Source organism: Pseudomonas sp. Tun-23181 (assembly GCF_057415455.1).
The window spans coordinates 1,797,629-1,820,325 of the sequence record NZ_CM171630.1 but is presented as its reverse complement, the minus strand read 5'-3'; the positions used below and the strand labels follow the sequence as shown (position 1 = coordinate 1,820,325).

Below are 22,697 nucleotides of genomic sequence, written 5' to 3'. Positions count from 1 at the left end.
TTGAGCGCGGTACCTGGAGCGGCCCCAATTGCGACTGTAAAGCTTTAACTGGCCTAGGCAGCCCTCAGTTCTTCGCGGTGGAGTGCTTGCGCCCCTGGTCGCACAGGGCGAAGACCACCACCAGCACCCCGGAAATCGCCAGGATCAGCGCCACGCCATCGGTGGAATGGGTCGCCGAGCCAGCCACCAGGGCCAGGCCGCCCAGCGGTGCCAGGCCACCGGCCACCGCCGTGCCGATCTCCCGCCCGGTACCGAACCCTGACGAGCGTGTCTGGGTCGGGAACTGCCGGCTGAGGAACGAACCCTGCGGTGCGAACATCATCGGCGCGAGGATCCCGGTGCCGATACCGATGGCCACGTAGATCAGCGTCGGTTCACCCGTGCTCAGCAACTGCAGGAACGGATAGGCGAACAGCGCCGAGAACACGCCGCCGAGCATCAGCACGATCTTGCTGCTCCACTTGTCGCACAGCCAGCCGAAGAACGGCACGGCGAAGATCGCCACCAGGCTGGCGATGGTCACCGACAGCGAGGTGACATGCGCCTGGACGCCCTTGAACTGGGTCAGGTAGGCCAGCGAGAACGTCTTGAAGATGTAGCTCAGGGCGTTGTAGCCGATGGCCACGAAGAACACCACGGCCAGGCCCTTGAGGTCGTTGCGCAGCAGCAGCTTCAGCGGCGACACCTGGGGCTTGTCCTTGGCCTGGTCGAGCTCCTTGAAGTCCGGCGTCTCGGGGATGCTGCGACGTACCCACAGGCCAATGCCGACCAGCGCGATACTGGCGATGAAGGGGATGCGCCAGCCGCCGGCCATGAGGAACGCATTGCCGTTCATGGTCAGCAGGTACACGGTCAGCGACGACAGCAGCAGGCCCAGGTTCAGGCCCAGCGCCGGCCAAGCACCCTGGCTGCCGCGCTTGCCTTCGCTGGCGTGCTCGTAGGAGGTCACTGCCGCGCCGGACAGTTCGGCGCCGGCGCCCAGGCCCTGGATGATACGGATGACCACCAGGATGATCGGCGCCCAGATGCCGATCGTGGCATAGCTGGGGATCAGGCCGATCAGTGCGGTGCACACGCCCATCATGCAGAAGGTGATCACCAGCACCTGCTTGCGCCCGAAGCGGTCGCCCAGGTAGCCGAACAGGATGCCGCCGAAGGGGCGGGCGATGAAGCCGATGGCGAAGGTGGAGAACGCCAGCAGCGAGGCCACCGCCGGGTTGCTGGTGTCGAAGAAGATCTGTGAGAAGACGATCGCCGCCATCGTGGCGTACAGGTAGAAGTCGTACCACTCCAGCATCGAGCCGAAGATGGTCGCCGCTGCCACCTTGCGCAGGCGCTTGCGTTGCTGTTGCGGGGTTTCCGTCGCGGCCAGGGCCGCCTCATGTACCGACATCGAAGGTTCCTTATTGTCTTTGTAGTGGGGTGTGCAGCAGGGTTCAGCGGGCCTCGAGGATCTTGGCAGCGATCATCTGGCCGATCGGGATGGCCGAGGTGGCAGCTGGCGACGGAGCGTTGCAGACGTGCACCATGCGCGCCGTCTCGGCGAACAGGAAGTCGTGCACCAGGGTGCCGTCGCGCATCACCGCCTGGGCGCGGATGCCGGCCTCGTAGGGCAGCAGGTCCTCGACCTCCAGCGACGGGCAGTACTTGCGGCATTGCTCCAGGTAGCCGCGCTTGAACAGCGAGTTCTTCATCTCCGTGGTGCCAGAGCCGAGGTTGTTCCAGATCGTCTTCCAGAAACCCGGGAAGCGTGCGTACTCGGCGACGTCGCGCCAGTTCACCGAGAACTTGCGGTAGTTCTCCCGGCCCAGGCCGAGCACGGCGTTGGGGCCGACGGTGACGCTGCCGTCGATCATCCGCGTCAGGTGCACGCCGAGGAACGGCAGGTCCGGGTCGGGGATCGGGTAGATCAGATGGTTGACGACCTGGTTCTTGCTCGCGGGCAGGCGGTAGTACTCACCGCGAAAAGGGATGATCTGGTGGTCGATCTTCACCCCGGCCAGGCGCGCCAGGCGGTCGGACTGCAGGCCGGCGCAGGCCACCAGCTGGCGTGCCTGCCAGGTCTGCGCGTCGCTGCGCACTTCGACATGCGTGCCGTGTTCTTCGATCGCGCGCACGCTGGTGCTCAGGTGGACTTCGCCGCCGGCCCGCTCGATCACCCGGGCCATGGCCGTACACACTTGCTTGTAGTCGACGATGCCGGTGGCATCGAGGAACAGCGCACCCTTGCCGACGATGTTGGGTTCGCGGCGGCCAAGCTCGGCGGCGTCCAGGCGCTCGACCTTCAGGCCGTTCTGCTGCGAACGCTCGTACAGGGCCTGCATGCGCTGCATTTCCAGGTCGTTGGAGGCCACCAGCAGCTTGCCGCAGACGTCGAAGGCGATGCCGTGCTCGCTGCAGAAGTCCTTGGTGGCCTGGGCGCCGCGCTTGCACAGGTCGGCCTTGAGGCTGCCCGGGGCATAGTAGATGCCAGCATGGATCACGCCACTGTTGTGGCCGGTCTGGTGGCGGCCGAGGCTCGCTTCCTTTTCCAGGATCAGCAGGGACGCGCCGGGACGCTGCTCGAGCAGGGCCATGGCGGTGGCGAGGCCGACGATGCCGCCGCCGATGATGCAGTAGTCGTAGGTCATGCAGGGGTACCTTGGATTTCTTGTCGGTGGATCTGCTTATCAGGTTGTCAGACTAAGTAGTGCGCGTGAAAACCTCGCCAGGCTGCCAGGCGTTCTCCGGGTGTCAGTCGAGGGCGGGGAGGTCGATCTTCAGGCGCTTGGCCGAGGCCCGCAGGTGCGCTTCGGCGCAGGCCGCGGCGGCCTGGCGGTCGCCATCGGCGATGGCCTGGTACAGCGCCTGGTGCTCGCGATTGGCGTCGGCCGAGCCGCCCACGGAGTGGGCGGCGGAGTTTTCCCAGGCGTTGCGGCGCGCGGCGGCCAACTGGCCGCCGAGGAAGTCGTGGAAGGCCACGAAGTACGCGTTCTTGCTGGCTTCGGCGATGGCCCGGTGGAAGGCCACGTCGGCGGCGGAGGCGGCGCTGAAGTCGCTGCGCCTGTCGAGCATTTCCTGCAGGGCCGTGGCCATGCGCGCCAGGTCGTGCGCGTCGCGGCGGCGGGCGGCGATGGCGGCGGCCTGGGTCTCGATCCACAGGCGCATCTCGAACATCTGCACCAGGTCTGGCTTGCGCCCCTGGCTGCCGGGGAAGCGGAACACCGTGCCGCTGGGAGTATGGGAGATGTAGGAGCCGAGCCCGCGGCGGGCGATGAGCACGCCATCGGCCTTGAGCTGCGCCACCGCTTCGCGCACCACCGAGCGGCTGACATTGAGCTGCTCGGCCAGTTGCTGTTCGGTGGGCAGGCGCGATTCGGCGGCCAGGCGGCCGGAATCGATCTCTGCACGGATGGCGCTGACGACCCGTTCGACCAGGGTGTCGGGGCGCTGGAGCTCTAGCATGGAAACGGTTGCCTATTGATCAGGTTGTCAGACAATGCCTGTGTCCGGGCCCTGTTGTCAATCGATTCAATGCGTTATGCCGGGGATTCGGCCAGCAACCGCTGCGTGACTTCCTGCTGGTCACGCCCGCGCTCGATCAGCCAGCGCTGGAAGGCTCGGCAGTGACCGTGGTGGATACTGCCCGGGTTCCAGGTCAGGTAATAGGACGCTGGCATGGGCAGGGCCCGCAGGCAAGGCAGCATCAGTTTGCCGCTGTCGACATCCCGGCTGATCATCGAGTACTGCGCAAGGACGATGCCTTGCCCGTCGATGGCAGCCTGGATGGCCATGGAAGACAGCGAGTAGATCCGGTAGTTGGCGATTTGCACCTCGCCGATGCCAGCCGTGGCGAACCACTCCTCCCAGGACGGCGGTGAATCGAACTTCGGCCGCCAGTCGATGGTGATCAACGGCAGCGCGAGCAGGCGGTCGGCGTCGACCTTCGCGTCCAGCAAGGCTGGGCTGCACGCCGGTACCACGCAATCGCGGAACAGTTCGAGGGTGTGCTGGTCGTCATGCATGCCGGCGCCATAGCTCAGGCGAAAGTCCACGCCATTGGCGTGGGCCTCGGACGGTTCGGTGTGGGTGCCGTCCAGGTAGATGCTCAACTGAGGGAATGCCGCCTGCCACTCGGCCACCAGCGGTGCCAGCCATTTCGACAACAGCGAGGGCAGGGCGCTGATGTAGAGGTTGCTGGTGTTCTTCGAGCGTTCCAACCCCGCATAGGCCGCGCGCAAGCGCTCGAACGCCTGGCTGCAGCCTTCGTGAAAGCGCTGGCCGGCGGCGTTCAGGCGCAGGCGCTGGCCTTCCTTGACCGTCAGGCTCAGGCCAACGGCTTGCTCGAGGATCTTCATCTGCTGGCTGACGGCGCCGGCGGAGATACCCAGGCGCTTGGCCGCCTGGGTGATGCCACCGCACAGGCCGACGGCTTCGAAGACTTCCAGTGCGCGTAACGGGGGGAGCTGGCTCATGACGGGCTCTCAGCTGTGGGGACAGGCCTATTTTTAGTTTAGAAAAACTTAATAAATCAACAGAAAACACCACCTATTCTTTTGTTTCACCCAGGCCTAGGCTGTGTTTCAAGAACCTGATGCAGCCCATGACAACAACAACAGGAGCCTCATGCCATGTTCTTGAGAAATGCCTGGTACGCCGCCGCCTGGGACACCGAAGTGAAGCAGGCCTTGCACGCCACCACTCTGCTCGGCGAGCCCGTCGTGCTCTACCGCAAGGCCGACGGCGCAGTGGTGGCCCTGGAGGATGCGTGCCCGCACCGCAAGCTGCCGCTGTCGATGGGGCGCCTGCACGGCGATGTGGTCGAGTGTGGCTACCACGGCCTCACCTTCGACGGCGCCGGCACCTGTGTGAAGGCCGCCTGCGTGTCGCGCATTCCGCAGGCGGCGAAAGTCCGCAGCTACCCGGTAGAAGAGCGCTACGGCCTGGTGTGGCTGTGGATGGGCGAGCCGGCCCTGGCCGACCGCAGCAAGCTCCTCGACATCCCCGAGTGGGACGACCCGGCCTGGGGCGTCAACCGTGGCGATTCGATGACCATCGACTGCAACTACCTGTACATGACCGACAACCTGCTCGACCCCTCCCACGTGGCCTGGGTCCACCAGAGCACCTTCGGTACCTCGGCCTGTGAGTCGGTGCCGTTGCAGACCCAGGTGAACGACGACGGCGTGGTGGTCTCGCGCTGGCTGCGCGATATCGATGTGGCGCCGTTCTATCGCCAGTACCTGAAGTTCGAAGGCCGCTGCGACCGTCTGCAGTACTACGAGGTACGCTACCCGGCCCATGCGATCATCAAGGGCGTGCACACCCCGGCCGGTACGGGCGGGGAGGGCGGAGCGCTGCATGAGAAGGCGTTCCTGATGGACTCCTACAACTTCATGACGCCGGTCGACGAGAACCGCACCCGTTACTACTGGTTCCAGTTGCGCAATTTCGACGCAGACGACCAGGAGGTCTCCCGCCAGTTCGCTGCCGATGTGCGTCGAGCCTTCGAGGAGGACCGGGTGGTGCTGGCAGCGGTGCATGCGGGCATGAGGCAGCGCCAGACGCCGAACATCGACCTGGCCATCGATTCTGGCCCCTTGCGTTTTCGCCGTGGCATGGAGCGCCTGATTCGCCAAGAGCAGCAGGCCGCCCACGGGCTGGTCGCGACCGTCGAGGTGAACGCTCATGCTTGATGCCATTCCCGCCGCGAAGGGCTTCGCGCGCTTCCAGGTGACAGGGAAGGTACGGGAGAGCGCAACCATCACCTCGTTGTTGCTCAAGCCCGCCATGAACGATGGCCGCGTCGTCTTCCGCCCCGGGCAGTTCATCGTGGTGCGCATCCCCCAGGCCCAGGGCCCGTAGTTGCTGCGTGCCTACAGCCTGTCCAGCGACCCGGATACCCCAGAGCAACTGCGTATCTCGGTGAAGCACGAGCGGGCGCCGGCGCACTTGCCCGACGTGCCGGCCGGCGTGGGCTCGAGCTTTTTGCACGAGGCGCTGGAGGTGGGTGGGCTACTGGAGGTTGCCGGCCCGTCCGGCAACTTCGTCCTCGATGAGCAAAGCACCCGCCCGGTGTTGCTGTTCAGCGGTGGCGTCGGCCTGACGCCCATGGTGAGCATGTTGCATCGCCTGGCGACCCATTCGGCGCGGCCGGTGTATTTCGTCCACGCCTGCGAGAACGGCAGCGTGCATGCCTTGCGTGAGGAAGTGCTGGCCCTGGCGGCCAAGCGTGCCGGGATTCGTGTGCACTTCTGCTACCGGACGCCGAGCGACGCCGACGTGCGCAATGGCCATCACCACAGCAGTGGGCTGGTCAGCCGCGAAACCCTGCAGGCGCTGCTGCCGCTGGACGACTACGACGTCTACCTGTGTGGGCCCAGGCCGTTCATGCAGGCCAACTGGCGCTTGCTGCGTGGCCTGGGCATCGAGCGCGAGCGGATTCGCTACGAGTTCTTCGGGCCGGCGACTGTCCTGGACGAGGACGAGGCCCCCGCCGTGGCCAGCGTGGCCACACCCAGCGCACAGGCGCAGGGTGAACTGACGGTGCGCTTCGAGCCCTCGGGCCGGTCGGTCACCTGGGAGGCGTCTTGCCCATCGCTGCTCGACTGCGCCGAGCAGGCAGGGCTGTCGCCGCCCTTCAGTTGCCGCGCAGGGTTGTGCAGTGCCTGCATGACGCCGCTGCTCAGCGGCACCGTCGAGTACCTTGAAGCGCCCTTGGCCGAGCCCGAGGCGGGCCAGGTATTGCTGTGCTGCGCCCGGCCGACCTCGCCGGTCGTGCTGGCATTGGGCAGGTGCTAGACCACTGGCCAATGGAGGTAACCCCACCGAAAGACGTGCCCTGCGTGCCCTTTACGACCTTCGTGGTCTCGCATCGGAGAATAAGAATGAACAACAAGAAAATCGGATTCGCCGCCTGCTCGTTGTTGATGGCCCTGACCAGTTTCAACGCCCCAGCCAAGGACTGGGACAGCATCCAGATCGCCACGGAGGGCGTCTACGAACCCTGGAACCGCACCCGCCCGGATGGCACCTTCGATGGCTTCGAGCCGGAGATGGCCAAGGTGCTGTGCGAACGCATGCAGGTCCGTTGCAAGATCGTCGCCCAGGACTGGGATGGCCTGATCCCGGGCCTTAAGGCCGGCAAGTTCGACGTGGTCATGGATGCCCTGGCGATCAGCCCGCAGCGGCGCCAGGTGATCGACTTCTCGCGCCCCTACACCAAGGCACCGGCCACCTTCGTTGCCCTGCGCTCCAGCGGCATCGACCTGGGTGACGGCACGTTGCAACTGCAGGGCGACCCGGCGCAGGACACGCCAAGGGTCGATGACTTGCGCAAACGGCTCGAAGGCAAGCTCATAGGTATCGTCTCGGGCACCGTGTACAGCACGTTCATCCATGACCAGTTCGGCAAGGTGGCGACCATCCGCGAGTACAAGACCCCACCGGAGCCGCTGATGGACCTGAAGAACGGTCGCGTCGACGTGGTGTTCGAGGACCTGGGCTTTCTCGCCGGGGAAATGCAACGCGCCGGCAGCGAGGTGGTGCTGGTGGGCCCGGCGATCAACGGGCCGATCTGGGGCGAAGGCGAGGCTTTCGGCATCCGCCAGGGCGAGCCGGAGCTCAAGGCCAAGCTGGATGCGGCGATTGCCTCGTTGATCGCCGATGGCACCATCAGCGAGCTGAGCCGCAAGTGGTTCAAGCACGACTTCACCCCGCCAACCCCCTGAACCTCTGGGGCGTCGCCGGGCATCGTCCCTGATGCCCGGCGACGCAGGCACTGCACGCGGCGGCCTCGGCCGAGCGCTCCCTGACATGGCTATGGGTGGGCGTACACGTGATCGATTTGCTCGGATTTGGCGCACAGGGCTGGGACGGCGTGCTGCTGCTGGCCGCGCTCATGACGCTATTGGTGACCCTGGCCGCCTTGTTGGTCGGTGCGCTGCTCGGCGCGCTGGTGGCGGCGGCGAAACTTCAGGACAACGGCCTGCTGCGGGTGTTGGGCGATGCCTACACCACGGTGTTTCGGGGGGTACCTGAACTGCTGGTGATCTATCTGTTCTTCTATGGTGGTTCGGCCCTGGTGGGCCAGGTCGGCCAACTGTTCGGCGCCGAGGGTTTCATCGGCATGCCGGCTTTCCTGGTGGGGGCGCTGGCGGTCGGCGTGGTCTCTGGCGCCTACCAGGCGGAGGTCTACCGTGGCGCCTTCCAGGCCGTCTCGCGCAACGAGCTGGAGGCGGCCAAGGCGATCGGCATGCCGATGCTGATGCGCTTTCGCCGGATCATCGCGCCGCAAGTGCTGCGTTTTGCCTTGCCGGGGCTTGGCGGGGTCTGGCAGATCAGCCTGAAGGACTCGGCGCTGATCTCGGTGACCGGGTTGGTCGAGCTGATGCGCGCCAGCCGGGTCGCCGCGGCCTCCACCGGGGAGTTCGTGCTGTTCTTCATGACCGGGTGCGCGCTCTACCTGCTGCTCACGGGGGTTTCCAACCTGGTGTTCTCACGTGCCGAGCTGCGGCTTGGCAGAACCTTGCGCCGCGGCTGAAGAGGGGCTCGACATGTCCATCGACTTTGCGTTCTTGTGCGACACCCTGCTGCAACTGCTGCGGGCCTTGCCGACCACCCTGGTGCTGTTCGCCGCCTCGGTGGCCGTTGGCACGCTGCTGGCGCTGCTGGTGGTGTGGCTGCGGGTCTGCGACGTGGCCGCGTTGCGTCACCTGGCGCGTGGCTACATCTTCCTGTTTCGCGGCTCGCCGTTGTTGATCCAGCTGTTCCTGCTGTACTACGGCCTGAGCCAGTTCCCCGAGGTGCGCCAGAGCCCGTTGTGGCCGGTGCTGCGCGACCCGCTGGCTTGCGCGGTGATCGCCCTGGGCTTGTGCACGGCGGGCTACATGGCGGAGATCTTCCGCGGTGGCCTGCTGGCGGTGCCGGCGCAACAGGTCGAAGCGGGGCGGGCGGCGGGTATGTCTGGCGGGCTGCTGGCGCGGCGGATCATCATCCCGATCGCCCTGCGCAGCTGCCTGCCGGCCTACTCCACGGAAATCATCCTGATGATGAAGGCCACCTCGCTGGCCAGCCTGGTGACGGTCTACGAGATCTCGGGCGTGGCCCAGCGAATCATCTCGGAAACCTACCGCACGCTCGAGGTGTTCCTCTGCGCAGCGCTCATCTACCTGGTTCTGAACTTCCTGATCGTCCGCACACTGGCGTGGCTCGAGCGCTGGCTGTCTCCCCGACAGCCGGCGGCCACGCGAACAACGACAAGAAAGTACGCATTCAGCGTGCGAAGGGGTAACTGACATGACTATTGGCAACGATCCGGTACTGCAGGTGAAACATATCCGCAAGTCCTTCGGTAGCCTGGAGGTGCTCAAGGGCATCTCGCTGGAGGCGTACCAGGGCGATGTGGTGTCGATCCTCGGCTCCAGTGGCTCGGGCAAGAGCACCTTCCTGCGTTGCATCAACCTGCTGGAAACCCCGGACGCCGGCGAGATCCGTGTCGCCGGCGAGCAGATCGCGTTCAAGCGGGGGCGCCACCGGCTGCCGGTGCCCGCCGACCGGCGCCAGGTCGACCGCCTGCGCCCGGAGCTTGGCATGGTGTTCCAGAGCTTTGGGCTGTGGTCGCACATGACGGTGTTGCAGAACGTCATCGAAGGGCCGCTGCATGTGCAGAAGCGGCCGCGCGCCGAGTGCCTCGAACAGGCCGAGGCGCTGCTCGAGAAGGTCGGCATGGCGGACAAGCGCAACCACTACCCGGCGTTCCTCTCGGGGGGCCAGCAGCAGCGCGTGGCGATCGCCCGCACCCTGGCGATGCGCCCACGGGTCATCCTGTTCGACGAGCCCACCTCGGCGCTCGACCCGGAGCTGGTCGGCGAAGTGCTGAAGGTGATGCGAGCGCTCGCCGAAGAGGGCCGGACCATGTTGGTGGTGACCCATGAGATGGGCTTCGCCCGCAACGTCTCCAACCGCGTGGTGTTCATGCACCAGGGGCTGATCGAAGCCCAGGGCACGCCAGAGGAGATGTTCAAGGACCAGCGCTCGGAGCGTTTCAGCCGGTTCATCCTCAGCCAGGCCTGAGCCCCCCGGTTACCCGACGTTTTTTCGCCTGTCCCTGAACAGGACGGGCTTCCTGCGCCCTGAAAAAGGCCAATGAGTAGAGAGAGCAGAGCACCATGCGTATTCACCCGAAAGACATTGCCACCGTTACCCTGGACGACGCCAAGCCTTCCCTCGAGGAGTTCATCGCGGTCGCCCGCTACTCGGCGAAGGTGCGGTTTTCCGATGCCTATCGCGCCCGGGTCGACCGCTCGCGTGGCCTGGTCGAGCGTTTTCTGGCGGAAAACCGCCTGGTCTATGGCGTGACCACCGGTTTTGGCGACAACGTCCGCCATGTCATTTCGCCGGAAGATGCCCAGACCCTGCAGGTGAACATCGTGCGCTCCCATGCGGTGTCGGTGGGCGAGCTGCTCAATCGCGAGCAGGTGCGGGCGATCCAGTTGATGATCCTGGTCAGCCTGGGCAAGGGGTTCTCCGGCGTGCGCATGGCCTTGCTCGAACAGATTGCCGGCCTGCTCAACCACGATGTCATGCCATTCGCGCCGGGCGAGGGCTCGGTGGGCTACCTGGGCCCTGAAGGCCACCTGGCCCTGGTGCTGATCGGCGAGGGCAAGGCCCGGGTCGCGGGGGGCGACTGGATCGATGGCGCGGCGGCGCTGCGCCAGGTGGGCCTGCAGCCGATCGAGCTGCAGTGCAAGGAAGGCCTGGCGATGCTCAACGGCACGACCTCGGTCACCGCCATCGCCACCCTGGCCCAGTACAACGCCAACCAGGCCGCCCAGGCGGCAGACGTGGCCGCGGCGATCTCGCTGCAGGTGCTCAAGGGGACCATCCGCGCCTTCGACCCCCGTTACCATTCGGTCAAGGCCTACGCCGAGCAGGCCCAGACCGCCAGCTACATCAAGCGCCTGCTGGGCGACAGTCGGTTGATCGAAGAACACATCGACTACCGTCTGCAGGACACCTACAGCCTGCGCGCCATCCCCCAGGTGCATGGCGCCTCCAAGCGCTTCATCGCCTATGCCCAGGCCTGCATCGACAACGAGATCGCCTCGTCCGGCGACAACCCAGTGATCTACCCGACCACCGAGGGCAATGGCATCGCCATCTCCGGGGCGAATTTCGACGGCTCCTTCGTGGGCATGGCTGCCGACACCCTGTGCAATGCGATGACCAACCTGGCGAAGATCTCCGAGCGGCGTACCGACCGCATGGTCAACTCGCACTTCAGCGAAATGCCGGCGTTCCTGGTGCGCAACCCGGGCCTGAACAACGGCTACATGATCATCCAATACACCGCGGCGGGGTTGCTGGGCGAGATGAAGGTGCTGTCGCACCCGGCGACGATCGACAGCGTTTCGACCTGTGGCAACCAGGAAGACCCGGTCAGCTTTGCCTTCAGCGCGGCGATCAAGGCCTACCAGGTGTCGCGCAAGCTGGAGTCGGTGCTGGCGATCGAGCTGCTGGTCGGCTGCCAGGCCCTGGACTTCCACGACCCGGCCAAGGCCTCCAGCGCCACCCGCGCCTTGTATGAGCTGGTACGCAGCCGGGTGCCGGTGGCCGACGAAGACCGGGCGTTCTACCCGGACATCGTCGCGGTGACCGAGCAGTTGCGCGAGGGCGAGGTGTTGGCCGTGGTCGAGGGGGCTATCGGATAGCTGCAAGCCGCAGGGACTGAAAAACCGCAAGCAGCCTTCACACAGGCCTGCTTGCGGCTCGGAAAGCTTGCAGCTCAAAGCTCGCTGACGTAGGTGCCGGTGCCGTCGAGGATATTGCGCAGGGTCTGCTCTACCTCCATCAGGTCCGTCCCCGGCGATGTCAGGACGATTTCCAGCTGCGATGCGCCCTTGAGTGCATCGCGATCCCCCGCCGCCACCTCGATCAGCAGGCGTGTGGCGCTGAAGGTCACCTTCAGGCCATCGAGCGTCGACGGCTCGTCGTCCAGGGTCAGGTCCACCGTGTCCTCGTCCGGGTAGCGGGTGAGCAAGAACATCTGGCCCCTGTCGCTGTGGCAGCACAGGGTCGCCATGTTGTCTTCCTCCTCGTCGCAAGGGGTGGCGAAGAGCAGGGCGGTTTTCAGTTGCATGGGGTGGCTTCCGTTGCATGGAGCGGGGTCGGGGGACGAAAGGCCATTCTGACAGCCCCGCGAACATCCATAAACGGAAAGTTACCGCCCCTTGACCGAAATTGTCGCAGCGCTGCAAGCCGTGATGACCGCTCAGTCGTTAAGCTGCCCAGTCGATGGTCACCCGTAAAGCCACGGCCCGAGGCGGCAGTCGTCTTTGCAGGTGCCCATCCATGGAACGGATGGGCGTGCCGGTCACGTCCAAACGCCTGGTTTTCATCGTCCTGTCGCCACGGGTTGGCTATCGTTGATCCGTACACGGCGGACGCACGCGACGCTTCACACATAACAAAGCCCAAGCGGAGTACCACAGATGGCGTTCTTCACCGCAGCCAGCAAAGCCGACTTCCAGCATCAACTGCAAGCGGCCCTGGCGCAGCACATCAGCGAACAGGCACTGCCACAAGTGGCCCTGTTCGCCGAACAGTTCTTCGGCATCATCTCTCTGGACGAACTCACCCAACGCAGGCTGTCCGACCTGGCCGGCTGCACCCTCTCTGCCTGGCGCATCATCGAACGCTTCGACCCCGCGCAGCCACAGGTGCGGGTCTACAACCCCGACTACGAGCGCCACGGCTGGCAGTCGACCCACACCGTGGTCGAGGTGCTGCACCACGACCTGCCGTTCCTGGTCGATTCGGTGCGCACCGAGCTCAACCGTCGCGGCTACAGCATCCACACCCTGCAGACCACGGTGCTGAGCGCGCGGCGTGGGGCCAAGGGCGAGCTGCTCGAGCTGCTGCCCAAGGGCACCCAGGGCGAGGGCATCAGCCACGAGTCGCTGATGTACCTGGAGATCGACCGCTGCGCCAACGCCGCCGAGCTCAACACCCTGACCCGTGAGTTGGACCAGGTGTTGGCCGAGGTGCGGGTGGCGGTGGACGACTTCGAGCCGATGAAGGCCAAGGTCCGCGACCTGCTGGCGCTGGTGGAGCAGACCGGGTTCGGCCCGGAGCAGCATGACAAGGCCGAGGTGCAGAGCTTCCTGGCGTGGCTGCTGGACAACCATTTCACCTTCCTCGGCTACGAGGAGTTCACCGTCGAGTCGGACGCCGATGGTGGCCACCTGGTCTACGACGAGGGCTCGTTCCTTGGTCTGACCCGCCTGCTGCGCGCCGGGCTCGGCATCGATGACCTGCGCATCGAGGACTACGCCGTCGCCTACCTGCGCGAGCCGCGCCTGCTGTCGTTCGCCAAGGCCTCGCAACCCAGCCGCGTGCATCGTCCGGCCTACCCCGACTACGTGTCGATCCGGCAGATCGACGACGATGGCAAGGTGGTCAAGGAGTGCCGTTTCATGGGCTTGTACACCTCCTCGGTGTACGGCGAGAGCGTGCGCACCATCCCCTACATCCGTGGCAAGGTGGCCGAGATCGAGCGCCGCTCGCACTTCGATCCCAAGGCCCACCTGGGCAAGGAGCTGGCCCAGGTGCTGGAGGTGCTGCCGCGCGACGACCTGTTCCAGACGCCGATCGACGAGTTGTTCAGCACCGTCATGGCCATCGTGCAGATCCAGGAACGCAACAAGATCCGCGTGTTCCTGCGCAAGGACCCGTACGGGCGCTTCTGCTATTGCCTGGCCTATGTACCGCGGGAGATCTACTCCACCGAGGTGCGGCAGAAGATCCAGCAGGTGCTGATGGAGCGCCTGAAGGCCAGCGACTGCGAGTTCTGGACGTTCTTCTCCGAGTCGGTGTTGGCGCGGGTGCAGTTGATCCTGCGGGTCGATCCGAAGAACCGCATCGACATCGACCCGCAGCAGCTGGAGAACGAGGTGATCCAGGCCTGCCGCTCGTGGCACGACGACTATTCGGCGCTGGTCATCGAGAACTTCGGCGAGGCCCAGGGCACCAACATCCTCGCCGACTTCCCCAAGGGCTTCCCGGCCGGCTACCGCGAGCGCTTCGCCGCCCATTCGGCGGTGGTCGACATGCAGCACGTGCTGGCATTGTCCGAGAGCAAGCCGCTGGCGATGAGCTTCTACCAACCGCTGACCCAGCTCAGCGAGCGCCAGTTGCACTGCAAGCTGTACCACGCCGACACGCCATTGGCCCTGTCGGACGTGCTGCCGATCCTGGAGAACCTCGGCCTGCGCGTGCTCGGCGAGTTCCCCTATCGCCTGCGCCACGCCAGTGGCCGTGAGTTCTGGATCCACGACTTCGCCTTCACCTACAGCGAAGGCATGGAGCTGGACATCCAGCAACTCAACGACATCCTCCAGGACGCCTTCATCCACATCGTCAAGGGCGACGCCGAGAACGACGCCTTCAACCGCCTGGTGCTCACCGCCGGCCTGCCGTGGCGCGACGTGGCGTTGCTGCGCGCCTACGCCCGCTACCTCAAGCAGATCCGCCTGGGCTTCGACCTGGGCTACATCGCCGCGACCCTGAACAACCACACCGACATCGCCCGCGAGCTGACCCGGTTGTTCAAGACCCGCTTCTACCTGGCGCGCAAGCTCACCCAGGACGACCTGGACGACAAGCAGCAGCGCCTGGAGCAGGCCATCCTCAGCGCCCTGGACGAGGTCCAGGTGCTCAACGAGGACCGCATCCTGCGTCGCTACCTGGACCTGATCAAGGCCACCCTGCGCACCAACTTCTACCAGCCGGACGCCAATGGCCAGAACAAGCCGTACTTCAGCTTCAAGTTCAATCCGAAGTTGATCCCCGAGCTGCCCAAGCCGGTGCCGAAGTTCGAGATCTTCGTCTATTCGCCACGGGTCGAGGGCGTGCACCTGCGCTTTGGCAACGTCGCCCGTGGTGGGTTGCGCTGGTCGGACCGCGAGGAAGACTTCCGCACCGAGGTGCTCGGCCTGGTCAAGGCCCAGCAGGTGAAGAACTCGGTGATCGTCCCGGTCGGTGCCAAGGGCGGCTTCCTGCCGCGCCGCCTGCCGCTGGGCGGCAGCCGTGACGACATCCAGGCCGAAGGCATCGCCTGCTACCGGATCTTCATCTCGGGCCTGCTCGACATCACCGACAACCTCAAGGACGGCGGCGTGGTGCCGCCGGCCAACGTGGTCCGCCACGATGACGACGACCCCTACCTGGTGGTGGCGGCGGACAAGGGCACCGCGACCTTCTCCGACATCGCCAACGGTATCGCCATCGACTACGGCTTCTGGCTGGGCGACGCCTTCGCTTCGGGCGGCTCGGCCGGTTACGACCACAAGAAGATGGGCATCACCGCCCGTGGCGCCTGGGTCGGCGTGCAGCGCCACTTCCGCGAGCGCGGCATCAACGTGCAGGAAGACCCGATCACCGTGATCGGTATCGGCGACATGGCCGGCGACGTGTTCGGCAACGGCCTGCTGATGTCCGACAAGCTCAAGCTGGTCGCGGCGTTCAACCATCTGCACATCTTCATCGACCCGAACCCGGACCCGGCCACCAGCTTCCTCGAGCGCAAGCGCCTGTTCGAGTTGCCGCGCTCGGCCTGGAGCGACTACGACACCAGCATCATGTCCGAAGGCGGCGGGATTTTCCCGCGCAGTGCCAAGAGCATCGCCATCAGCCCGCAGATGAAGGAACGTTTCGCCATCGAGGCTGACCGCCTGACCCCGACCGAACTTCTGCACGCACTGCTCAAGGCCCCGGTCGACCTGCTGTGGAACGGCGGCATCGGCACCTACGTCAAGGCCAGCAGCGAGAGCCACGCCGATGTCGGCGACAAGGCCAACGATGCCCTGCGGGTCAATGGCGACGAGCTGCGCTGCAAGGTGGTGGGCGAGGGCGGCAACCTGGGCATGACCCAGCTTGGCCGGGTCGAGTTCGGCCTCAACGGCGGCGCCACCAACACCGACTTCATCGACAACGCCGGCGGGGTGGACTGCTCCGACCACGAGGTCAACATCAAGATCCTGCTCAACGAAGTGGTGCAGGGTGGCGACATGACCGAGAAGCAGCGCAACCAACTGCTGGGCAGCATGACCGACGAAGTCGCCGGCCTGGTGCTGGGCAACAACTACAAGCAGACCCAGGCCCTGTCGCTGGCGGCCCGTCGCGCCCGCGAGCGGATCGCCGAGTACAAGCGCCTGATGGCCGACCTGGAGGGGCGTGGCAAGCTCGACCGGGCCATCGAGTTCCTGCCGTCGGAGGAGCTGCTGGCCGAGCGCCTGGCCGTGGGCCAGAGCCTGACCCGCGCCGAGCTGTCGGTGCTGATCTCCTACAGCAAGATCGACCTCAAGGAGCAGTTGCTCAAGTCGCTGGTACCGGACGACGACTACCTGACCCGCGACATGGAGACCGCCTTCCCGCCGTCGCTGGTCAGCAAGTTCGCCGAGGCCATGCGCCGCCACCGCCTCAAGCGCGAGATCGTCAGCAACCAGATCGCCAACGACCTGGTCAACAACATGGGCATCACCTTCGTCCAGCGCCTGAAGGAGTCCACCGGCATGAGCCCGGCCAACGTCGCCGGGGCTTATGTGATCGTGCGCGACATCTTCCACCTGCCGCACTGGTTCCGCCAGATCGAGGCCCTGGACTACCAGGTACCGGCCGAGATCCAGCTGACCCTGATGGACGAGCTGATGCGCCTGGGCCGCCGCGCCACCCGCTGGTTCCTGCGCAGCCGTCGCAACGAGCAGGATGCCGGTCGCGACGTGGCCCATTTCGGGCCGAAGATCGCCCAGCTGGGGCTCAAGCTCGACGAACTGCTGGAGGGCCCGACCCGCGAACGCTGGCAGCAGCGCTACCAGGGCTTCGTCGAGGCCGGGGTGCCGGAGCTGCTGGCGCGCATGGTCGCCGGCACCACCCACCTGTACACCCTGCTGCCGATCATCGAGGCTTCGGACGTCACCGGCCGCGACCCGGCCCTGGTGGCCAAGGCGTTCTTCGCCGTGGGCAGTGCCCTGGACCTGACCTGGTACCTGCAGGAGATCAGCAACCTGTCGGTGGAGAACAACTGGCAGGCCCTGGCCCGCGAGGCGTACCGCGACGATATCGACCTGCAGCAGCGCGCCATCACCATTTCCGTGCTGCAGATGGCCGATGCGCCGGAGGACATGGACGCCCGCGTGGCCCTGTGGATCGAGCAGCACCGGGTGATGGTGGAGCGCTGGCGTGCCATGCTCGACGACCTGCGCAACGCCACCGGCACCGACTACGCCATGTACGCGGTGGCCAACCGTGAGCTGGTGGACCTGGCCATGAGCGGGCAGGCGGCGCTCCTGCCGGCCAACTGAAGCGACAAGCTGCAAGCAGACCGCGTTGGTCTTGCTTGCAGCTTTCTGGCTTGAGACGGTGCGGGCCCCGGCACCGCTGCTCTTTCTTGCAGCTTACTTGAACCGCCGCTCCACGCCTTTCTCTACCAGGATCTTCGCCGCGATCTCTTCGACCGAGAAGTGCGTGGAGTTGATGTTGGGGATGTTTTCCCGGCGGAACAGGTTTTCCACCTCGCGTACCTCGAACTCGCACTGGGCGAAGCTGGAGTAGCGGCTGTTGGGCTTGCGCTCGTGGCGGATGGCGGTGAGGCGGTCGGGGTCGATGGTCAGGCCGAACAGCTTGTCCTGGTACTTCTTCAGCACCGTCGGCAACTGCAGGCGCTCCATGTCGTCCTCGGTCAGCGGGTAGTTGGCGGCGCGGATGCCGAACTGCATGGCCATGTATAGGCAGGTGGGGGTCTTGCCGCAACGCGACACGCCCACCAGGATCAGGTCGGCCTTGTCGTAGTAGCGGGTACGCGCGCCGTCGTCGTTGTCCAGTGCGAAGTTGACCGCCTCGATACGCTCCATGTAGTTGGAATTGCCGCCGATCGAGTGGGACTTGCCCACGCTATACGACGAATGGGCGGTCAATTCCTGCTCCAGCGGGGACAAAAACGTCGAAAAGATGTCGATCATGAAGCCGTTGGAGGTGGCCAGGATCTCACGGATGTCCTGGTTGACGATGGTGTCGAAGATGATCGGCCGCATCCCGTCGCGCTCGGCCGCGGCATTGATCTGCTCGACCATGGCCCGTGCCTTGTCCGGGGTGTCGATGTACGGGCGGGTGAATTTATTGAAAGGAATGCTATCGAATTGTGCGAGCAGGCTTTGCCCCAGCGTTTCTGCAGTGATGCCGGTACCGTCGGAGATGAAGAACGCGGATCGTTTCATTTGCACCCTGGGCCTTAAGCTGCCGAAGTTTTCTGGAGTATGATACGTTCGGTTTGCCGAACACGGTTGTTCGGCATTCTCACTTATTTTCCAGGTCCAGGCCACAAGCGTCCGGCCAAGTCTGAGCAGGCAGGCGGGCGCCCTTGAGCTTTTCCAATACAGTTAGTGGAGAGATCACCTTGGTAGAGTACGTAGTTTCCCTCGATAAGCTCGGCGTCCATGATGTAGAGCATGTGGGGGGCAAGAACGCATCCCTGGGCGAGATGATCAGTAACCTCGCAGGTGCCGGCGTATCGGTGCCGGGCGGCTTTGCCACTACGGCTCAGGCGTACCGCGATTTTCTCGAACAGAGCGGCCTGAACGACCGCATCCACGCCGCGCTCGATGCGCTGGACGTCGACGACGTCAACGCCCTGGCCAAGACTGGCGCGCAGATCCGCCAGTGGGTCATGGACGCCGAATTCCCCCCGCGCCTGGACGCCGAGATCCGCAGCGCCTTCGCCGAGTTGAGCAAGGGCAACCCCAATCTCGCCGTCGCCGTGCGCTCCTCGGCCACCGCCGAGGACCTGCCGGACGCGTCCTTCGCCGGCCAGCAGGAAACCTTCCTGAACATCCGTGGCGTCGACAATGTCATCCGCGCCGCCAAGGAAGTCTTCGCCTCCCTGTTCAACGACCGCGCCATCGCCTACCGCGTGCACCAGGGCTTCGACCATAAGCTGGTCGCCCTGTCCGCCGGCGTGCAGCGCATGGTCCGTTCGGAAACCGGTACCGCCGGCGTGATGTTCACCCTCGACACCGAGTCGGGCTTCCGTGACGTGGTGTTCATCACCGGCGCCTACGGCCTGGGCGAGACCGTGGTGCAAGGCGCGGTCAACCCCGACGAATTCTACGTGCACAAGAGCACCCTGCAGGCCGGCCGTCCGGCCATCCTGCGCCGTAACCTGGGCAGCAAGGCCATCAAGATGGTCTATGGCGACGAAGCCAAGGCCGGCCGTTCGGTCAAGACCGTCGAGGTCGACCGTGCCGACCGCGCGCGCTTCTGCCTGAGCGATGCCGAAGTCAGCGAACTGGCCAAGCAGGCGATGATCATCGAGCAGCACTACCAGCGCCCGATGGACATCGAGTGGGCCAAGGACGGTGACGACGGCAAGCTGTACATCGTCCAGGCGCGCCCGGAGACCGTGAAGAGCCGCGCCAGCGCCAATGTCATGGAGCGCTACCTGCTCAAGGAAAAGGGCATCGTCCTGGTCGAGGGCCGTGCCATCGGCCAGCGCATCGGTGCCGGCAAGGTCCGCGTGATCAACGACGTGTCCGAGATGGACAAGGTGCAACCGGGCGACGTGCTGGTCTCCGACATGACCGACCCGGACTGGGAACCGGTCATGAAGCGCGCCAGCGCCATCGTCACCAACCGTGGCGGGCGTACCTGCCACGCGGCGATCATCGCCCGTGAACTGGGTATCCCGGCCGTGGTCGGTTGCGGCAACGCCACCCAGGTGCTCAAGGACGGCCAGGGCGTGACCGTGTCCTGCGCCGAAGGCGACACCGGCTTCATCTTCGAAGGCGAGCTGGGCTTCGACGTCAAGCAGAACTCGGTCGATGCCATGCCGGAACTGCCGTTCAAGATCATGATGAACGTCGGCAACCCGGACCGTGCCTTCGACTTCGCCCAACTGCCCAACGCCGGTGTCGGCCTGGCGCGCCTGGAGTTCATCATCAACCGCATGATCGGCGTGCACCCCAAGGCACTGCTGAACTATGCCGGCCTGCCGGCGGACCTGAAAGAAAGCGTCGACAAGCGCATCGCCGGCTACAACGACCCGGTCGGTTTCTACGTCGAGAAGCTGGTCGAGGGCATCAGCACCCTGGCGGCGGCCTTCTACCCGAAAAAGGTCATCGTGCGCCTGTCGGACTTCAAGTCCAACGAATACGCCAACCTGATCGGCGGCAAGCTGTACGAGCCGGAAGAAGAGAACCCGATGCTGGGCTTCCGTGGCGCCTCGCGCTACATCAGCGAGTCGTTCCGTGACTGCTTCGAGCTCGAGTGCCGCGCCCTCAAGCGCGTGCGCGACGAGATGGGCCTGACCAACGTCGAGATCATGGTGCCGTTCGTGCGCACCCTGGGCGAGGCCAGCCAGGTGGTCGACCTGCTCGCCGAGAACGGCCTGGGCCGTGGCGTCAACGGCCTGCGCGTGATCATGATGTGCGAGCTGCCGTCCAACGCGCTGCTGGCCGACGAGTTCCTCGAATACTTCGACGGCTTCTCCATCGGCTCCAACGACCTGACCCAGCTGACCCTGGGCCTGGATCGCGACTCGGGGATCATCGCCCACCTGTTCGACGAGCGTAACCCGGCCGTGAAGAAGCTGCTGGCCAACGCCATCCAGGCGTGCAACAAGGCCGGCAAGTACATCGGCATCTGCGGCCAGGGCCCGTCGGACCACCCGGATCTTGCCAAGTGGCTGATGGAGCAGGGTATCGAGAGCGTGTCGCTGAACCCGGACTCGGTGCTCGAGACCTGGTTCTTCCTGGCCGAGGACCAGGGCGCGGCATGAGGCAGTGAACGCGGGAGCGCCCCATGGCGCTCCCGCCTGGTTTCATCCAGGGCGAGTTCCAGCAATGGATCCCGCCCTTTTTTGTGCAATCGACCTATGCAAAGCAGCAGTACCTTGTTCCCCGTGGCCCTGCTCAGTGCCGAGCGCCGCGGCGACCTCAGCGAAGACGTGTACCGGATCAAGGCCGGCAACAGCCCCGACCCCAGCGTCGAGCTGGCCATGACCCGCCTGGGCCAGGCCGACCAGCCCCGCGCCCAGGGCGTGCCGGTGATCCTCCTGCATGGCAGTTTCTCCAACCGGCGGTTCTGGTATTCGCCCAAGGGGATTGGCCTGGGGGCCTACCTGGCACGCGCTGGCTTCGATGTGTGGATCCCGGAGATGCGGGGGCACGGCCTGTCGCCGCGCAATCGCGCCTGGCGCCACAACCGGGTCGCCGACTACGCCTGCTTCGACCTGCCGGTGATCGCCGCGTTCGTCCAGGAGCAGAGCGGGCAGGTCGCGCACTGGATCGGTCACTCCCTTGGCGGCACCACCCTGGCCGCCGCGCTCGGTGGGGGTTACCTGCAGGCCGGCAGCGTGGCCAGCGCGGCGTTCTTCGGCACCCAGGTCAGCCGGGTCTACTGGCCGTTGAAAGTCCCGCCGGTGGCCTGGAGCGCTCGCCTGCTGCTCAAGCGCTTCGGCCAGTTGTCCGGCTCACGGCTCAAGCGTGGCCCAGAGGACGAACCGATAGGCCTGGCCCTGGAGAGCCTGCGCTGGCATGGCCTGTTCGGGCGTTTCGGCGACAAGCAGGACGACTGGTGGGCAGGGCTGGCGCAGGTCGAGGTGCCGGTGCTGGCCGTGGCGGGGGCGGCGGATTACCAGGATCCGGTGTGGGCCTGTCGCAAGCTGTTCGAGCAACTGGGCGGTGGGCACAAGCAGTTCCTGCGTCTGGGGCGCGAGGAGGGCTTCGATGCCTTCGGGCATGTCGACATGCTGGTCAGCAAGGCGGCCCAGGCGCAGGTGTGGCCGTTGGTGGAGCGCTGGCTGCGTGACCCGCTGGCGCCGTTGCACGGGGCGGTGGGGGTGACGGAGGCTGTGCCTGCCAGTTGAGTTTTACGCGCCTGTACTGGCCCATTCGCGGGCAAGCCCGCTCCCACAGGGTTCTCGTTGCCCTTTCGCTCTCTGTTCTCTGCGCGGCAGCGCTGGGTGATCTCTCACAGGGACAGCGCAATCCGGAAGTTCAGCAGCGGTCCCTGTGGGAGCGGGCTTGCCCGCGAATGGGCCAGTACAGGCGCCGCAAACATGACTGCTCGGTCCTGGGTGACTGCGACACCACCCAAGGTGTAGCCTTGGCAGCAACCCGCAAGATCCGCCCTTTCGTTGTGACTGACAGGAGTTTCCCATGCAGCATTACGTAACGCCCGACCTGTGCGACGCCTACCCCGACCTGATCCAGGTGCTGGAGCCGATGTTCAGCAATTTCGGCGGTCGCGATTCCTTCGGTGGCCAGATCGTCACCATCAAGTGCTTCGAGGACAACTCGCTGGTCAAGGAGCAGGTCGAGCTCGATGGCAAGGGCAAGGTCCTGGTGGTCGACGGCGGTGGCTCGCTGCGCCGGGCGCTGCTGGGCGACATGCTCGCCGAGAAGGCGGCGAAGAACGGCTGGGAAGGGCTGGTGATCTATGGCTGCGTGCGTGACGTGGACGTGCTGGTGCAGACCGACGTCGGCGTCCAGGCCCTGGCCAGCCACCCGATGAAGACCGACAAGCGCGGTATCGGCGACCTCAACGTGCCGGTGACCTTCGCCGGGGTGACCTTCCGCCCGGGGGAATACGTGTATGCCGACAACAACGGTGTGATCGTCTCACCAAGCCCGCTGCAGATGCCGGAGTGACGCGCCGCGGGCGCTGAT

18 protein-coding genes are annotated in these 22,697 nt (G+C 65.5%); 12 read left to right on the top strand and 6 right to left on the bottom strand.

The features are described from left to right. Positions 1-64: 64 nt before the first annotated feature. From ACDI39_RS08900 to ACDI39_RS08885, 4 genes are all read right to left on the bottom strand, one after another. Positions 65-1,393 (bottom strand): MFS transporter, encoded by a 1,329-nt coding sequence (locus tag ACDI39_RS08900; RefSeq protein ID WP_486538420.1) that lies wholly within the window; start codon positions 1,391-1,393, stop codon positions 65-67. 43 nt (positions 1,394-1,436) lie between these two features. Further along, positions 1,437-2,630, bottom strand: a complete 1,194-nt coding sequence (gene lhgO, locus ACDI39_RS08895; protein ID WP_225786987.1) for an L-2-hydroxyglutarate oxidase — start codon at positions 2,628-2,630, stop codon at positions 1,437-1,439. A gap of 103 nt (positions 2,631-2,733) precedes the next feature. Then, on the bottom strand, positions 2,734-3,444 hold the full coding sequence (locus tag ACDI39_RS08890; protein ID WP_486538418.1) for a FadR/GntR family transcriptional regulator: 711 nt from the start codon (positions 3,442-3,444) through the stop codon (positions 2,734-2,736). Positions 3,445-3,518: 74 nt separating this feature from the next. Then, positions 3,519-4,454: a LysR substrate-binding domain-containing protein gene (locus ACDI39_RS08885; RefSeq protein ID WP_225786985.1), complete on the bottom strand. Its 936-nt coding sequence runs from the start codon at positions 4,452-4,454 to the stop codon at positions 3,519-3,521. A 156-nt stretch (positions 4,455-4,610) separates the two neighbouring features. Here ACDI39_RS08885 and ACDI39_RS08880 point away from each other — a divergent pair, with 156 nt between their 5' ends. The 8 genes from ACDI39_RS08880 (at position 4,611) to ACDI39_RS08845 (ending at position 11,690) form a co-directional block, all read left to right on the top strand. Beyond that, positions 4,611-5,675 (top strand): aromatic ring-hydroxylating dioxygenase subunit alpha, encoded by a 1,065-nt coding sequence (locus ACDI39_RS08880; RefSeq protein ID WP_486538415.1) that lies wholly within the window; start codon positions 4,611-4,613, stop codon positions 5,673-5,675. Continuing rightward, complete coding sequence (locus ACDI39_RS08875) at positions 5,668-5,844, top strand: hypothetical protein (protein ID WP_486538413.1); 177 nt, start codon at positions 5,668-5,670, stop codon at positions 5,842-5,844. The genes ACDI39_RS08880 and ACDI39_RS08875 overlap by 8 nt, the downstream gene beginning before the upstream one ends. Continuing rightward, positions 5,845-6,780, top strand: coding sequence for a 2Fe-2S iron-sulfur cluster-binding protein (locus tag ACDI39_RS08870; RefSeq protein ID WP_486538411.1), 936 nt, complete (start codon positions 5,845-5,847; stop codon positions 6,778-6,780). Between the two features lie 86 nt (positions 6,781-6,866). Beyond that, positions 6,867-7,709, top strand: a complete 843-nt coding sequence (locus tag ACDI39_RS08865; protein ID WP_225786982.1) for a transporter substrate-binding domain-containing protein — start codon at positions 6,867-6,869, stop codon at positions 7,707-7,709. A 107-nt stretch (positions 7,710-7,816) separates the two neighbouring features. Next, positions 7,817-8,521, top strand: coding sequence for an ABC transporter permease (locus tag ACDI39_RS08860; protein ID WP_486538409.1), 705 nt, complete (start codon positions 7,817-7,819; stop codon positions 8,519-8,521). A 13-nt stretch (positions 8,522-8,534) separates the two neighbouring features. Beyond that, positions 8,535-9,275, top strand: a complete 741-nt coding sequence (locus ACDI39_RS08855) for an ABC transporter permease (protein WP_253100505.1) — start codon at positions 8,535-8,537, stop codon at positions 9,273-9,275. 1 nt (position 9,276) lies between these two features. After that, entirely contained in the window at positions 9,277-10,053 is a 777-nt protein-coding gene (locus ACDI39_RS08850) for an ABC transporter ATP-binding protein (RefSeq protein ID WP_225786979.1), read from the top strand. Positions 10,054-10,148: 95 nt separating this feature from the next. Next, positions 10,149-11,690: an HAL/PAL/TAL family ammonia-lyase gene (locus ACDI39_RS08845; protein ID WP_486538406.1), complete on the top strand. Its 1,542-nt coding sequence runs from the start codon at positions 10,149-10,151 to the stop codon at positions 11,688-11,690. A 74-nt stretch (positions 11,691-11,764) separates the two neighbouring features. Here the strand turns inward: ACDI39_RS08845 and ACDI39_RS08840 are convergent, their stop codons facing one another. Beyond that, a complete protein-coding gene (locus tag ACDI39_RS08840) occupies positions 11,765-12,118 on the bottom strand; it encodes a hypothetical protein (RefSeq protein ID WP_225786977.1) in 354 nt (117 codons plus the stop codon). 352 nt (positions 12,119-12,470) lie between these two features. Here ACDI39_RS08840 and ACDI39_RS08835 point away from each other — a divergent pair, with 352 nt between their 5' ends. Further along, a complete protein-coding gene (locus ACDI39_RS08835) occupies positions 12,471-17,339 on the top strand; it encodes an NAD-glutamate dehydrogenase (RefSeq protein ID WP_486538404.1) in 4,869 nt (1,622 codons plus the stop codon). A 93-nt stretch (positions 17,340-17,432) separates the two neighbouring features. Here ACDI39_RS08835 and ppsR read toward each other — a convergent pair whose 3' ends face one another. Then, positions 17,433-18,251, bottom strand: a complete 819-nt coding sequence (ppsR, locus tag ACDI39_RS08830) for a posphoenolpyruvate synthetase regulatory kinase/phosphorylase PpsR (protein ID WP_225786975.1) — start codon at positions 18,249-18,251, stop codon at positions 17,433-17,435. Positions 18,252-18,430: 179 nt separating this feature from the next. On the opposite strand from ppsR, the gene ppsA reads away from it, so the two are divergent. The 3 genes from ppsA (at position 18,431) to rraA (ending at position 22,679) form a co-directional block, all read left to right on the top strand. Further along, complete coding sequence (gene ppsA, locus ACDI39_RS08825; RefSeq protein ID WP_486538402.1) at positions 18,431-20,806, top strand: phosphoenolpyruvate synthase; 2,376 nt, start codon at positions 18,431-18,433, stop codon at positions 20,804-20,806. A gap of 96 nt (positions 20,807-20,902) precedes the next feature. Then, positions 20,903-21,895, top strand: coding sequence for an alpha/beta fold hydrolase (locus ACDI39_RS08820; protein WP_486538400.1), 993 nt, complete (start codon positions 20,903-20,905; stop codon positions 21,893-21,895). Between the two features lie 292 nt (positions 21,896-22,187). Further along, positions 22,188-22,679 (top strand): ribonuclease E activity regulator RraA, encoded by a 492-nt coding sequence (gene rraA / locus ACDI39_RS08815; RefSeq protein WP_225786972.1) that lies wholly within the window; start codon positions 22,188-22,190, stop codon positions 22,677-22,679. Positions 22,680-22,697 lie beyond the last annotated feature (18 nt).